Genomic DNA, 14,551 nt, shown 5'->3' on the forward strand with positions numbered 1-14,551 from the left:
TCAAACTTTATTTTTTAAGCTGATTGATCAGTTCGTCGTATTTTGGACTGTTAAGGAAATTTTCCACCGATATGTGTCTGGCGTTTGGAAGCTTCGCTTTTGCGCGTTCCGTTAAGTCTTTATGGGTGATGACGATGTCGGCATCTTCCGGCAGATTATTGATCGATGTATTGGATACGTCGATATCGAGTTCTGCTTTTTTGACTTTGTTTTTCAAAATGGATGCCCCCATCGCACTGGAGCCCATTCCGGCATCACACGCGAAAATGATCTTGCCGACATTTTCGTACTGAGCCGCCGATTCTTCCGCTTGATCAGCCGAAGTCAATGCAGAAACGGCCTGGCTCTTCTTCCCTTTCATTTGCTGCATTTTTTCCGCTGCGGCCGTTAAATCTTCTTCGCCGGCTTTAGACGTTTTCAAAATCAAAGAAGCTACGATGAATGAAACGGCTGCTGCAACGAGAACACCAAGGATCACGCCGATATGGTTGCCTTTCGGCGTCATCGCCAGCACCGCAATAATACTTCCAGGTGAAGGAACAGCCGCAAGCCCCGCATTAAAGATGGAGAACGTCAGTACACCGCTCGCTCCGCCCGCTATTGCAGCCAGGATTAACAGCGGTTTCATCAGAATGTAAGGGAAATAAATTTCGTGAATCCCGCCAAGGAAATGGATCACTGCAGCGCCCGGAGCGGTCTGCTTTGATGTACCTTTTCCGAAAATCATATAAGCTAAAAGAATCCCGAGACCCGGGCCTGGGTTCGCCTCCAATAGGAATAAAATTGACTTTCCTGTCTGGGCGGCCTGCTCAATACCAATCGGGCTCAAAATCCCGTGGTTAATCGCGTTGTTAAGGAAAAGAACTTTCGCAGGCTCTACAAAAATACTTGCCAATGGAAGCAAATTCGCATTGACGATCACTTCCACGCCGGCGGCCAATGTTTTGTTCAAGCCGAGCACCACCGGACCGATTGCTAGAAAGCCGAGCACTGCCAGAATGAAGCCGAGAATTCCGGCTGTAAAGTTGTTGATTAGCATTTCAAATCCGGATCGGACCTTATCTTTGAAAAGCCTGTCCGTCAGTTTCATCAGGTAACCGCCCAGCGGCCCCATGATCATTGCGCCGAGGAACATCGGAATGTCCGCGCCGACGATAACGCCGATCGCTGCAGTCGCACCAACGACGCCTCCGCGGTGGTCGTACACCATCTTACCGCCCGTGTATCCGATCAAGAGCGGCAGCAAAAATTTGATCATCGGATCAACCAATGAAGCAAGCGCTTCATTCGGCTTCCATCCCGTCGGAATAAACAGGGCGGTAATGATCCCCCATGCGATAAATGCGCCGATATTCGGCATGATCATTCCGCTCAAATAGCTTCCGAAACGTTGAATCTTTACTTTGAAATCTGAATTTTGTCTTTCTTCCATTTCATAACCCTCCTTTGTTGTCCTTTCAAGCGTGATAAAAAAATGATGTCGAATAATGTCGGCTCCTTATCTCTATATTAAAACGCTTACAGATGACTGCTCAATTGAAAGAAAACGGTACTTTGGCAGGAGCCGTGTGACAAAATTTAATAGTTTCATTTTTCAGTCTGGTTCCGGTTGCTGCGGCCGACTCGAGGAAAATAAAGGCTCGCTGACGATTAGCACAAAAAAAGACCATTCCTGATTGGAATGGTCTTTCTTCATCATATTCAGCTTTTCAGCGGCCCGTAGCCTGCCGCTCTCAGCTTTTCCGCCATCGCTTCATACCCTCTGCTGTTTGGATGCACACGGTCAATTGACAAATATTCTTTTTCGCGTCCTTTAAAGACAGCATAAGTATCGATCACCTTGATTTGCGGAGCGGACTCGAGCTGCTTTAAATGCCTGTTAAAGCCGGAAATCCATTTGTCCGCTAATTCAATTGATGGAAAAGGGTTGTATAAATTGAGAAGACGGACGAGGTAACGCGTATCTTTCTCTCCCTTTATGTCTCTGATTTTCTCAAGCATGCCTGAGTAGTTTTTCTGACAGTGGGAGGAAGCTTCCAAAAAGACTTGTTCATCCTTTTCTTTTTCATATATCTCCAGCGATTGCAGAAGGTCATTGCCACAGCCCGTTATCGTGATGACGTCCGCTTTTTTGACCTGTTCCATGATAAACGGCTCGTTCAGCATCGCTAGAATTTCCGACGTCTCAAGACCCGATTTTGCAAATACAAGCAAAGAAACTTCTTCGTTCAAATCCACTTCCATTTTCCTTTTATAGCGCTGGACAAATCCCGGCTCAAACAAACCTGCACCGACCCCGACGGTTAGAGAATCGCCGAGAGCCGTATATTGAAGCATCATTTCCTTTCCCCCTCCGGTATGCCGTTTTTTCGCGGCAGCTACCATATATGTACTCGGCAAAGGGTTGAAAGGATACTTTTCTTTTTTCCTAAAAACCTAATTTTCTCGAGATATCAAGCGCCGCCTTTTTCACTCTTTCGGTCAAGTAAGGAAGGCGGTCTTTCTGAAAGCGGGCTTCAAACCCGGCGATGCTGATCCCGGCCACGACTTCGCGCTTATGATTGAAAATCGGCGCGGCAATCGCGGAGGTGTAGTCTTCGAGCTCCGAATGACTGACCGTGCAGCCGCTCCGGTACGACTCGTCCAAAGTGCGGATCAGCTCGGTCTTATCCCGAATCGTGCCGGAAGCGATCGGCACCAGCTCTGTTTTCTTGATATAGGCATCCCGCTCCTCTTCTGGCAAAAACGTCAGAATGCTTCTCGCACAGGCTCCGGCATATAAAGGGGACCGCCTCCCGATCGCTGTATAGAGACGAACGGTCTGCGTGCCCTCAATTTTTTCTATATACATTGCTTCATTTCCCTGCCTTACGATTAAATGGACGGCTTCATCCACGTCATCGCGGAGTTCTTCCATGATAGGCAGAGCGATTTTTCGAATATCAAGCCTTTCTGAAACAAGGTGGCCGTATTGTAAAAACAGCAGTCCTAAAGCATACATCCCGTTCTCGTCACGGTCGAGAAAACCCATTTCTTCGAGAGAACAAACCATGCGGTAGACAGATGTTTTCGGCATGCCTGTCAGCTCAATCATGTCGCCCAGTGAGAGCCTTTCTCTCGTCAGGAACAGATTGAGCAGGGTCATGGCTTTGACAACTGTTTTGTTTTTATGTTCCATGCCTTCCCCCTCCTGATACACATCACACCTATCATAACATGTATTCAAGCTTCAATCGGGCAGAAAGTTCGCTGATTTTTGTCTCCCGTTCGATGTAAATGCGCTCTGCTTCCTCAAGGCTGACAAGCTGAAACTGCACCTGCTCGCCCGGCATCATCTGCGTGACCTGCGAAAAATCGGCGGATACGATATGGGCGATTCTCGGATATCCGCCAGCTGTCTGCCTGTCTGCGAGAAGAACGATCGGATTGCCGTCGGGCGGCACCTGAATCGTTCCAAACGATACCGCTTCAGAGATCATTTCCAGAGGCTGAGTGAGTTCGAGCGCTTCTCCTTGAAGACGGTACCCCATCCGGTCGGATTTGGCCGTCACCCGGAATGTATCCGCGAAAAAGCGCTCTTGCGATGATGAGGTGAAGCAAGCGAACTGATCGCCTTTGATGACACGAATGACCGGGTTCTTTTTTAATGGGAGAAAATATTTGCGGTCGACAGCCCACTTCGGAGCCGCAAAGCCCCGGCTATTGCCATGGTCTGCGAGCTTTTTGTGCATCGCTTCCGACAATGGCGTCGGGCTGCCTAGCGATAACACGTCTCCCTTTTGAAGCGCCCTTCCTTGAAAGCCGCCGAGCCCTGCTCTGACATATGTGCTTTTGCTTTCCATAATAGGCGGCACATCAATCCCCCCGGCCACCGCCATGTATACACGGCTTCCGCGCTTGCACATGCCGAATGTCAACACGCTGCCTTCTTTGATGAAAACCGGACGCCAAAGCGGGACTTCTTCGTCATTTACCATCAGTGAAAAGTCAGCGCCCGTCACCGCTATAAGAGCCGGTTTTTGAAAGCGGAGAGACGGCCCCGGTCCCATCAGCGTCACTTCAAGTGCAGCTTCGTTCTGGCTGTTCCCCGCGAGCAGATTGGCAATCCGCAAAGAATCGGCATCCATGGCCCCGCTGACAAGCACCCCGTATTTTTGAAAACCTGCGCGGCCCAAGTCTTGAACCGTCGTCATCAGACCCGGCTTTAACACTTCTATGCTCAAGATTTTCCCTCCTTCAGCGCGTGATACTCCTCTTCTGTCACGCTGACAAATTTCACGATATCCCCTGCTCTCAGAAGGCTCGGAGGCTGTTCATAAGGCTTGAATAATTCAAGCGGTGTATTGCCGATCAGCTGCCAGCCGCCCGGCGTTGAAAGGGGATAGACGCCTGTTTGCATGCCGGCGATTCCCACAGAACCGGCGGGAATCGAAGTCCGCGGAGATGACCGCCGCGGCGCGGCTATCTTTTCAGACATTCCGCCTAGGTAAGGGAATCCCGGCGCAAAGCCGATCATATAAACGAGGTACTCACCCGAGGTGTGAATATCGATGACTTCCTGTGCAGTCAGTCCGTTGATGTCGGCCACTTCCTCCAAATCAGGGCCGAAACGGCCGCCGTAACAAACCGGAATTTCCACCGTACGCTGATTTGTTTCTTCTTCCATTGTGAGCTCTTGGAGATGATGTTCGATGAGGGCTTTTACCTTTTCATACGGAGAATCAACAGCCTTGCAGCTCTCCATCTTGCGGTATACTTCAAATGGCTGATAGAAAACGGTCACACTCGTGAAAGCCGGCACACACTCAATAAAACCGGGAAACGGCTCGTTTTCAATCCGCTTTGTCAGCGCGCTGACGACACGGTGCGTCTGTTCGCTTATCCCCTCTCCGAGCTGAATGATAACCGCTGAGTCGCCGAGCGGAGACATTGTCACATTCGATAGATTTTTCAATTCTGTTTCACCTTGCCTTTCATCCCCTTAAATCAAAAATCAATACAGATAAACCGCTCTGTATTGATCTTGAGATCCTATAACACACCAAATTGTTCGTCCCGAACATCGGTAACCAGCATATGGCCGGGCGAATGCGTGATCATCAGCTCCGGCTTTACATGCATTGCGACGGCCTGAGGGGTGACGCCGCAAGCCCAAAATACCGGAACTTCCCCTTTTTTTATCGTGACCGCATCACCGAAATCGGGTTTTGCGATATCTGTTATACCGATGGCTTCAGGACTGCCGATATGGACAGGCCCTCCGTGAACGGCGGGAAACCTTGATGTAACCTGAACGGCACGCACCGCCTGCTCTTGCGGAACCGGCCTCATGCTGACGACCATCGGCCCTTGAAAACGGCCTGCCGGGACACAAGGAATATTCGTTTGATACATCGGAACATTACGCTTTTCTTCAATGTGTCTGACAGGGATTCCGTTATTGATTAACGCTTGTTCAAACGTAAAGCTGCAGCCGATTAAAAACCCGACCATGTCGTCTTCCCATAAAAAAGAGATATCTGTCACTTCATCCGCCAATTCGCCACGCTTGTATACGCGGTATTTTGGAAAATCGGTGCGGATATCGGCGTCCGGCGCCGTGATGGACGCAACCGGAGATCCGGGATCTGTGACATCGAGAATCGGACACGGCTTTTGATTGCGCTGGCAAAACAGCAAAAACTCAAAAGCGAGCTCTTTTTTCAAAATCACCAGGTTTGCCTGGGTAAAACCCCCGGCCATGCCGGCTGTCGGACCCGTTATTTCCCCTTTTCGAATCAGGGCCCTGACTTCGTCAGGACGCATTTCATTTACATGACGCAACGATATCATCCCCATAACTTAGGAATTTCATTGATTAACGTATAGCCTCCCATGATAGCCATGACAATAACGACCAGAATACCCGGAATTGTAAGCCAGATCGGATGCCTGTAGTCGCCGACGATATTCTTCTTATACGCGCCGATCAAAAGGGAGCCGAGTGCGATCGGCAAGATTAAGCCGTTTAATGCGCCGGCAAGAACGAGAAGGTTGACCGGCTTTCCAATTGTTACAAAGCAAATCGTTGATACGATAATAAAGACAATAATAATGCCGCGCGAATTCTTTTCGATTTTCGGAGAAAATGTTTTAAAGAACGATACGGACGTATAAGCAGCGCCGATTACAGATGTAACGGCAGCTCCCCACATGACGAGGCCGAAGATTTTGTAGCCAATATTTCCCGCAGCAAGCTGGAAGACAGAAGCCGGCGGGTTATCCGGATTAATCTGCAGGCCTTTTGAGACGACTCCAAGTACGGCAAGGAAAAGCGCAATCCTCATGACAGATGTAATCAAAATGCCGGAAACAGAGCTTTTCGTTACTTCGGGAATCGCATCCTTCCCTTTAACACCCGCATCAAGCAAACGGTGTCCGCCGGCAAATGTAATGTATCCGCCGACCGTACCGCCGACAAGCGTCACAATCGCAAGAATGTCGATCTTATCAGGCATGATCGTCTTTGTTACCGCTTCTCCAACCGGAGGCCCGGTAGTAATCGCAACGTACACCACCAACAAAATCATGACAAAGCCCGCGATCAGCGTAAACCGGTCCATCGCTTTTCCCGCTTCTTTAATGACAAAGATCAAAACCGCGATCACGGCACTGATAATGGCACCTGTCTGCGGTGTAATGCCGAATAAAACCTGCAGGCCGAGACCGGCACCTCCGATATTGCCGATGTTGAAAGCAAGCCCGCCCAGAACGACGAGAAAGGCGATGACATAGCCGAGTCCCGGAAAGACGAGGTTGGCGATTTCCTGCCCTCTTTTTTCAGAAACCGCAATGATTCTCCACACATTGGTTTGGACGAAAATATCTAAAATGATGGAAACGAGGATGACAAAGCCGAAGCTTGCAGCCAAGCTCTGTGTAAATACTGTGGTTTGCGTTAAAAATCCCGGCCCGATTGAGGATGTGGCCATTAAAAAAGCGGCGCCCAAAAGCAACGTCCAGTTGCTTGATGACGCTTTTGTTTTTTTATTTTGTTTCAAATGGTATTCCTCCTTTTGTCAACATCATGTGGAAAAGGCTTGTATTTTAATATCTGCTGCTGCGAGTTCACGGCGGATTTTTTTCGCAAACTGAAGCGCGTGTGCACCATCTCCGTGAATGCACACCGTATCTGCTTTAAGGCTGACATCCGTTCCTTGCAGGCTGCGGACTTTACCTTCTTTCACCATGCGGATCACCTGACCGACGGCTTCATCATCATCATGAATCAGCGCATCATTCTGCCGGCGGGAAGTCAGCGTTCCGTCTTCCTGATATGTACGGTCGGCGAACACTTCGTGAGCCGTTTTCAAACCGGCTCTTTCACCGGCAAGCACAAGTTCGCTTCCCGCCAAACCGAATAAAATCAGTTCCGGGTCTGTTTGATAAACTGCACGCGCTATCGCATCCGACAGTTCCCGGCTTTGCGCTGCCATATTATACAGTGCGCCATGGGGTTTCACATGCTGCATGGTCACGCCTTCGGCCTTTAGAAATCCTGAAAGCGCACCGATTTGATACACGACAAGATCGTATGCTTCTTCAGGCGTAATCGCCATATTGCGGCGCCCGAATCCCGCTAAATCGGGAAGTCCCGGATGCGCGCCGATTTTCACGCCTTTTTCCGCCGCCATTTTGACGGTTTTGCGCATGACGCCAGGGTCTCCGGCGTGAAATCCGCAAGCGATGTTGGCTGATGTAACAAATTCGAGAATCTCCTCATCCAGCCCGATTTTATAAGCGCCGAAGCTTTCTCCAAGATCGCAGTTTAAATCAACTTGATTCATCAAATCCCCCCTATATATTGATGCACATTCGGTCAAATTTTAGTATATCCCTCGTTTTGTTCCGTTTTTCGGAACCTTAATTCCGAATAATCAAACTTGAATTGATTATATCAAGGATTTGCCCGCTTGGCATCATATTGTTAGAAAACCTCACATAAAATAAATCATTTTTCCTAAAAACTTTTAACTGAAAAACCTGGTTTCACAAGGTTTTTTCAGCTTGCTTCAGTCCATGAATATTTTTTATTTTGTACAAAAAAAGAGCCGCAAATCGGCTCTTTTTTCGGCTAGGACAAAACCCAATGCCTGATCGCTTTTGCGACTCCGTGTTCGATATTGGAATCCGTAATCCAGTCCGCGGTTTCTTTGACGATTTCCTGGGCGTTTCCCATTGCAACGCCTAAACCCGCTTCTTTGATCATGGCGATATCATTTAAACTGTCTCCGACCGCCATCACATGTTCCATCGTAAAACCGAGGCGCTCGCATACTTTTGCCAAAGCGGCCGCTTTATTGATCCCGATGGCATTGACTTCAATATTGGTCGGGCTTGAATTGGTGACTTCCAATTCTTTGTTCTTTTTCAGCTCTTCCAGGACCCGGCTTCTGACGTCGTCATCCGGAATATCAAAGCCGAATTTCAACCATTCATACGCCTGAATATCCTCAGGAAACTCGCCTCTCCACACTTTATCGACGCTGGCGGCCCAGAAATCGGTGTTGTGCAGATTGCGCAAATCCCACATCATTTGGACATGATCGGGATGAAGCAGCTGGCGTTCAACGAGGTTGAAAGACGAATCCCAGATTTCACTGCCGTTTGCCGTGATCAAAAAAGAAGACAGTTCGAGCGACTCCGCCAACTCCCGGCACGTCATCAGCGTCCGCCCGGTGCTGAGCACGACATAAATCCCTTTTTCCTCTGCTTCTTTAATCGCATTTCTGTTTTCATCAGAAATGGTCTGTTCATCATTTAATAGTGTTCCATCCATATCCAGAGCTACTAGCTTCACATCGATTCGATCTCTTTGACTGACTGACACGATATTTAAGATACCTCACTTTTTTTAGGCTTTTATCTATTCTAATATAAAAATCGGCCAGGACAAAGAAATCTTAAACGAGCTGTTCCGCCGCCCGTGCGATATGTTCTGCGGTCAAACGGTAATATTTTTTCAAATAATCGATCGTCCCGACCTGTCCGAAGGCTTCATGAACCCCGATTCTCTTGAGCGGAGCGGGATAATGTTCACTCAGCACTTCCGCGACTGCGCTTCCCAATCCGCCTATGACATTATGGTTTTCTGCCGTGACAATCGCATTCGTTTTTTGTGCGTAATGAATCACGGTTTCTTGATCGATCGGCTTGATGCAATACATATCGATGACCGCTGCATCGATCCCTTTTTCTTTTAGCTGTTCCGCCGCCTGCAAAGCTTCCGCGACCATGATACCGCTGGCAAACAACGCCGCATCGCTGCCGTCTTTGAGAACTTTTGCTTTTCCGTCTGCAAATGTTTCGTGTTCATCATAAAGTCTGACGGCTTTTTTTCTGATCGTCCTAATATAGTGAATGCCATACTCTCCCGCAGCCCTTTTGATCAAAAATTTGAGCATTGTCGCATCGCTTGCTTCATAAACAAAGGCATTTGGGATTAGCCGGGCGAGTCCCAAATCTTCAAAAGCCATATGGGTACCGCCGTTATGTTCAGCCGTAATACCCGAATCTGAACCGAGAATCTTGATGTTTGTTTTGGCATATGCACCTGAAACAAACAGCTGATCAAAGCAGCGTCTTGTCGCAAACTGAGCGAACGTGTGAACAAACGGGATTCTTCCGGTTAACGAAAGCCCGGCCGCAAGCCCTATCATATTGGCTTCCATGACACCGCAATTGATCACTTGCTCGGGGATGCGCCGTTTGATTTTGTCCATGGAGATCGAGCTCATCAAATCCGCTTCCAAGGCCACGATGTCCGCGTTTTCTTGAGCCAGTTCATATACGGCTGAGCTGTATGCCTGCCTCATTTCGACAGCATCCAGCTTTACATTTGCTGCCGCCTCATTCATGCCCTCACTTCCTTTTCTTCAAGCGTCAAAATGATCTTTTCGATCATGCGGTTTTGCTCATCATTCGCTCTAATGTGGTGGCTGTTCTCCATATTTTCAAAATAAGGGATGCCCTTTCCCTTCACCGTATCAAGGATGACGGCAACCGGCCTTTCCCGCTGGGCTTCTCCTCTTTTGACCGCTTGATAAATGGCATCCGGTTCATGTCCGTTTACCCTTTCGGAATAAAACCCGAAGGCTGAAAATTTGCTGACAAAATCCAGCGGATCAATAATATCTTTAGTCGGACCGTCCAGCTGTTGTTTATTATCATCCACAAACACATAAAGATTGTGGAGCTTATGGTGTGCCGCGAATTGAATCGCTTCCCAGCATTGACCTTCATTCAGCTCCCCGTCGCCGACAATGACAAAGGTGCGGTTTGTGCGTCCTGAAAGCTTATGCGACAGCGCGACTCCTGCTGCAGCCGAGATCCCCTGGCCAAGCGACCCGGTCGTCATATCGACTCCCGGTGTTAAATTCCGGTCAGGATGCGACGGAAGAGCCGTGCCGTTTTGGTTTAGCGTATAGAGCACATCTTCTTCAAAATAGCCGGTAAGATGAAGCGCTGCATACAAGGCGGGGCCGCCGTGCCCTTTTGAAAGGATAAAGAAGTCCCGATCTTCCCACGACGGATTGGCGGGATCTATTTTCATCACCTTTCCATATAAAACGGCCAACACATCGGCGATTGACAAGCTGCCTCCATAATGCCCAAAACCGAGGTGATGAAGCTGTTTCAGTGTCAGCAGCCTGATTTGATCACGAAAACGCTCCATATCGATTTCTCTCACTGACATCATTGCCCACTCCTTTATGCTTCAGCTTTATGATCGGACTTCTCCGCCTTTCCGCGTTTAAAGCCCAGCAAGACCGCGCCAGCCAAGACCGCTGCGATTCCAATTACAACTCCTCCAGACCCCAGCAGTTTCAACGCATGCCCAAGCACGATTCCTGTCGCAGCAAAATCTGTATCGGAAAATGTCGTATTGGCAAAACCTAAATCACCCATGACCGGCAGCAGAAACACAGGGAAAAACGTAATGATCAGACCGTTGACAAAAGACCCCAAGACCGCTCCCCGTATCCCCCCTGCAGCGTTCCCGAAGACGCCGGCCGAGGCTCCTGTGAAAAAGTGCGGAACCACTCCGGGAAGAACGATGACGGCTCCGGCTGCTCCGAGAATCAACATGCCGGTGATGCCGCCAATGAAGCTGCAAAAAAAGCCAATTAATACGGCGTTTGGCGCGTACGGAAAAATGATCGGACAATCCAGTGCAGGCTTGGAATCCGGCACAAGCTTGTCAGATATGCCTTTAAATGCCGGAACGATCTCTGCGAGCACAAGTCTGACTCCTGAAAGAATAATAAACACCCCTGCCGCAAATGTGACCGCTTGAATAACGGAGAAGACAAGGTAATGCGTACCGCCGCTCAACTCGCGCTCCACATAGCCCGCTCCTGCAAATAAGGCAATCAAAACGTACAAGATGGTCATGGTGAGTGCAATGCTGACAGAACTATCCCTTAAAAATCCGAGGCCCTTCGGGAACCGGATTTTTTCAGTTGAGCGCGAGCCCTTGCCTGCTGCTTTGCCGATTAACCCGGACACAGCGTAACCGATTGAAGAAAAATGGCCGAACGCGACCTTATCATTGCCGGTTATCTTTTTCATAAAAGGCTGAACCATCGCCGGAAACACACTCATTGTCAAGCCGAGTGAAACCGCTCCGACGCCGATCAAAAACGGGCCCTTCAACCCCGCCACCGCCAGTATGACGGCGATTAAACAAGCCATATACAATGTGTGATGGCCCGTCAAAAAAATGTATTTTAATCTGGTAAAACGGGCAATTAAGATGTTGGACAGCATCCCGAAAAACATAATCAGCGCTGTCGCCGTTCCGTATTCGTTGAGCGCCATCGCGACAATCGCTTCATTGTTCGGAACGACGCCGTTCACATGAAAGGCTGCCTGAAACATCTTTCCGAACGGCTCAAGCGAACCAACAAGAATACCAGCCCCGGCTGAAATCACGATAAAACCTAAAAACGATTTCGTCGTCCCTTTCACAATTTCATTGGCCGGCTTTTTTTGAAGCAGAAGACCGATAAGAGAAATGGCTGCAATTAATACAGCTGGCTGGCTCAACACATCCATCATCAACTTTAGTGCTCTTTCACCCATTTGCAGTTCCTCCTTTTCTGTGATTAAAGCACTCCTTTTTTCTGCAATGTTTTAACCAGTTTTGTTTTCAGTTCATCCATGTCTATAATGCTTTCAAGTACGACGATATCCCGCAGGTGGGATGCTCCTTCCGCGATATCTTTGGCAACGACAAACAAATCCGCTTGATCAGGAGACGCTGAGCTCAAATCCGAATGATCCACCTCGATCTCCACCAATCCCATTTCCTGCAAAATGTCCTTAATATTCATTTCAAGCATAAAACTGCTTCCGAGTCCTGATCCGCAAACGGCCAATATCTTCATGTTATCCCTCCTGTTTTTAATTGGATGAATAGGCTTCGATTAAACGTTTGATATGCTCCAACGACTCGGTTTCCTTTAAGGAGTCCTGATTTTCCTTATTGCTGAGAAGCCGGGTCAGTTGGGAAAGTGCTTTCAAATGTGTCGTATGGTCAACCGCCGCAATGCAAAACAATAGCCTTACCGGATACTGTTCATCATCCAAAAAATAGACCGGCTCCTTCAGTTTCAGGAGACTCATTCCCACCTTTCGGACGCCCTTTTCAGGTCTTGCATGAGGGACGGCAATCTCGGGGCCGATGATCATATAAGGTCCCATCGTTTTGACATTGTCGATCATCGCATCTGTGTATTCCTTCAAGATCACCTCCTTATCAAGCAAAGGCTTTGCCGCTGTTTGAATCGCTTCTTCCCAGCTATTGATTTGGTCAGCCATTTGAATGGTTTCGTCTGTCAGCAGATCTTTCAGCACTGGTCGTTTCCCCCTTGTTTCCGTCACTTTTTGAACAAATATAATATTTTTCAATGATTCTCTTAGTCCTTTTTCGTCTATGATACTGGCGTGCTTCTTGAGAATGTGAAGAAATTCGTCTGTCAAAAGCTCCCTTTGCTTCACACCGAACATTTCCTGATACACTTCATTGACAAGCCTGCTTTTTTCAGCGGGCGTCATCAGCGGCCTGACCATGTAGTATCGTTTTTTGGTTTTAAGCTCAACAGTGGAAAACACAGCATCATAATGCTCAAAGACGTCAGGTGTGAATTCCTGCAAAGGCATCGCCTTCTCAACGACAATCTCTGAAAATAGCGATTCGAGCTGGCGCCTGACCATCAAGGATGAGCTGACACCGCTCGGGCAGACGACGACAGCCGTCTTTTTGGATGACCCGGACTGCACCGGCTCCTCAAGCAATGCACCAAAATGTATCGTGATAAAGCCGATTTCTTCCTCTGGAACCGGTTTGTTCAGCAGCGCTTCAAGGTGCCGCATCAGCTTTTGAACGATGGTAAACAGTTCTTTGTGCTCTTTCTTAATTTTGCTGAGCAGGGGATTGTGAATCGGGATGCGGTATTTCATTCTGAAATATGCCGGCTTCAAGTGCCGATAAAGAGATTCCGCCACCTCGCGCCTCCTTGGAAATGTGATGCATGCTCTTGATTCAAATTCAAACACAAGCTTTTCACATAGCTGATAAAGCGGATCATGCGCCGGCTGTTGTCCGAATGAAAGCCCGAGCAGCTGAATCAAAATGTAGCAAAGTTCGGTTTCATGGACGGGAATCCGAAGTTCATTCACAAGCCTTACGGCTGCGTTTTTCAGCGGACTTTGCTTTAAAAGCTCCCCCTCCTCCTGGTGAAAACGGACAATTTTTCCTTCGGCCACTCTGATCGAATACATCATCAGAAAGTGGATAAATTCATTAAGCCTTTCTTCAACGAGTTGAAGCCCGTATTCTTTTGAGACAAGTTCAACCGCTCTTTTGATTTCTTGTTGTGTGTGATCGTGCGAGCCGGAAATTTTTAAAATATAATGAAGGATTTCTTTGCCGTAAGGCTTTTGCAGGAAAGATGAAAGGTGGTGCATGACCGGAACTCTTTTATCAAACTCGCTTCCTATTAAATGATAGCCGCGCTGTCTTGTATATTTGATTGTCACCAAAAACGGAGCCAGCGCCTCATTCGCTTTTTTCACATCATTCATGACCGTATTTTTGCTGACCTGCAATAACTGTGTCAGATGAGCGGATGAAATCGGCTCTCTGCGGACAAACAGAAACATGTACAAGGCTTTGATCCGCTCTTCCTGCGTGAAAATAAATGAGCGGCCGATGTCTGAACAGGCTTCGGAGAACCGCAATTCAAGCAATTTTTCCGGAACGGCCAGCCTGTTCTTTCTTTTATACTCGATTTCAGGCAGCTGCTTTTCGTTCAGCCAATAATTGATTTTCTCAAGGTCATAGCAGATTTGCCGTTTCGATAATTGAAAATGATCAAGCAGCTGATGCATTGTCGCTTCTCTGACACGCAGCAAATATTGGAGCAATTGAGCCGGACGTTTCTCGTTGATCATTTTTGCGCCCCCCCTTATTGTCATCATATAATAAAGCGCTTTCACTTTGTTTGCC

General features: G+C 48.2%; 14 protein-coding genes. All 14 read right to left on the reverse strand.

The features are described 5' to 3' along the window. Positions 1 to 7: 7 nt before the first annotated feature. A complete protein-coding gene (locus tag H2R00_RS12480; protein WP_154995687.1) occupies positions 8 to 1,432 on the reverse strand; it encodes a PTS mannitol transporter subunit IIBC in 1,425 nt (474 codons plus the stop codon). A gap of 269 nt (positions 1,433 to 1,701) precedes the next feature. Continuing rightward, positions 1,702 to 2,340, reverse strand: a complete 639-nt coding sequence (locus tag H2R00_RS12485; RefSeq protein WP_182069270.1) for a GDSL-type esterase/lipase family protein — start codon at positions 2,338 to 2,340, stop codon at positions 1,702 to 1,704. Between the two features lie 88 nt (positions 2,341 to 2,428). Next, entirely contained in the window at positions 2,429 to 3,178 is a 750-nt protein-coding gene (locus tag H2R00_RS12490) for an IclR family transcriptional regulator (protein WP_154995683.1), read from the reverse strand. Positions 3,179 to 3,209: 31 nt separating this feature from the next. Then, positions 3,210 to 4,223 carry a 5-oxoprolinase subunit C family protein gene (locus H2R00_RS12495; RefSeq protein WP_154995680.1) on the reverse strand — a complete coding sequence of 338 codons (1,014 nt, stop codon included), beginning with the start codon at positions 4,221 to 4,223 and terminating at the stop codon, positions 3,210 to 3,212. Next, positions 4,220 to 4,930: a 5-oxoprolinase subunit PxpB gene (gene pxpB, locus H2R00_RS12500; RefSeq protein ID WP_182071073.1), complete on the reverse strand. Its 711-nt coding sequence runs from the start codon at positions 4,928 to 4,930 to the stop codon at positions 4,220 to 4,222. The genes H2R00_RS12495 and pxpB overlap by 4 nt, the downstream gene beginning before the upstream one ends. Before the next feature lie 101 nt (positions 4,931 to 5,031). Then, on the reverse strand, positions 5,032 to 5,805 hold the full coding sequence (locus tag H2R00_RS12505) for a putative hydro-lyase (RefSeq protein WP_182071074.1): 774 nt from the start codon (positions 5,803 to 5,805) through the stop codon (positions 5,032 to 5,034). A 23-nt stretch (positions 5,806 to 5,828) separates the two neighbouring features. Further along, the gene (locus H2R00_RS12510; protein WP_182069272.1) at positions 5,829 to 7,040 is read right to left on the reverse strand and encodes an NRAMP family divalent metal transporter; all 1,212 of its coding nucleotides are present in this window, start codon (positions 7,038 to 7,040) and stop codon (positions 5,829 to 5,831) included. A gap of 24 nt (positions 7,041 to 7,064) precedes the next feature. Continuing rightward, positions 7,065 to 7,826: a 5-oxoprolinase subunit PpxA gene (gene pxpA / locus H2R00_RS12515; RefSeq protein ID WP_154995674.1), complete on the reverse strand. Its 762-nt coding sequence runs from the start codon at positions 7,824 to 7,826 to the stop codon at positions 7,065 to 7,067. Positions 7,827 to 8,113: 287 nt separating this feature from the next. Continuing rightward, entirely contained in the window at positions 8,114 to 8,869 is a 756-nt protein-coding gene (locus H2R00_RS12520; RefSeq protein ID WP_154995672.1) for a Cof-type HAD-IIB family hydrolase, read from the reverse strand. 73 nt (positions 8,870 to 8,942) lie between these two features. Beyond that, complete coding sequence (locus H2R00_RS12525; RefSeq protein WP_182069274.1) at positions 8,943 to 9,896, reverse strand: transketolase family protein; 954 nt, start codon at positions 9,894 to 9,896, stop codon at positions 8,943 to 8,945. Next, positions 9,893 to 10,735 carry a transketolase gene (locus H2R00_RS12530; RefSeq protein ID WP_182071075.1) on the reverse strand — a complete coding sequence of 281 codons (843 nt, stop codon included), beginning with the start codon at positions 10,733 to 10,735 and terminating at the stop codon, positions 9,893 to 9,895. The genes H2R00_RS12525 and H2R00_RS12530 overlap by 4 nt, the downstream gene beginning before the upstream one ends. A gap of 14 nt (positions 10,736 to 10,749) precedes the next feature. After that, positions 10,750 to 12,123 carry a PTS ascorbate transporter subunit IIC gene (locus H2R00_RS12535; protein WP_154995668.1) on the reverse strand — a complete coding sequence of 458 codons (1,374 nt, stop codon included), beginning with the start codon at positions 12,121 to 12,123 and terminating at the stop codon, positions 10,750 to 10,752. 23 nt (positions 12,124 to 12,146) lie between these two features. Continuing rightward, a complete protein-coding gene (locus tag H2R00_RS12540) occupies positions 12,147 to 12,428 on the reverse strand; it encodes a PTS sugar transporter subunit IIB (RefSeq protein WP_154995666.1) in 282 nt (93 codons plus the stop codon). A gap of 16 nt (positions 12,429 to 12,444) precedes the next feature. Then, on the reverse strand, positions 12,445 to 14,496 hold the full coding sequence (locus tag H2R00_RS12545; protein ID WP_182069276.1) for a BglG family transcription antiterminator: 2,052 nt from the start codon (positions 14,494 to 14,496) through the stop codon (positions 12,445 to 12,447). Positions 14,497 to 14,551 lie beyond the last annotated feature (55 nt).

It is taken from the genome of Bacillus haynesii, from assembly GCF_014042035.1.
Classification (GTDB): Bacteria; Bacillota; Bacilli; order Bacillales; family Bacillaceae; genus Bacillus; species Bacillus haynesii.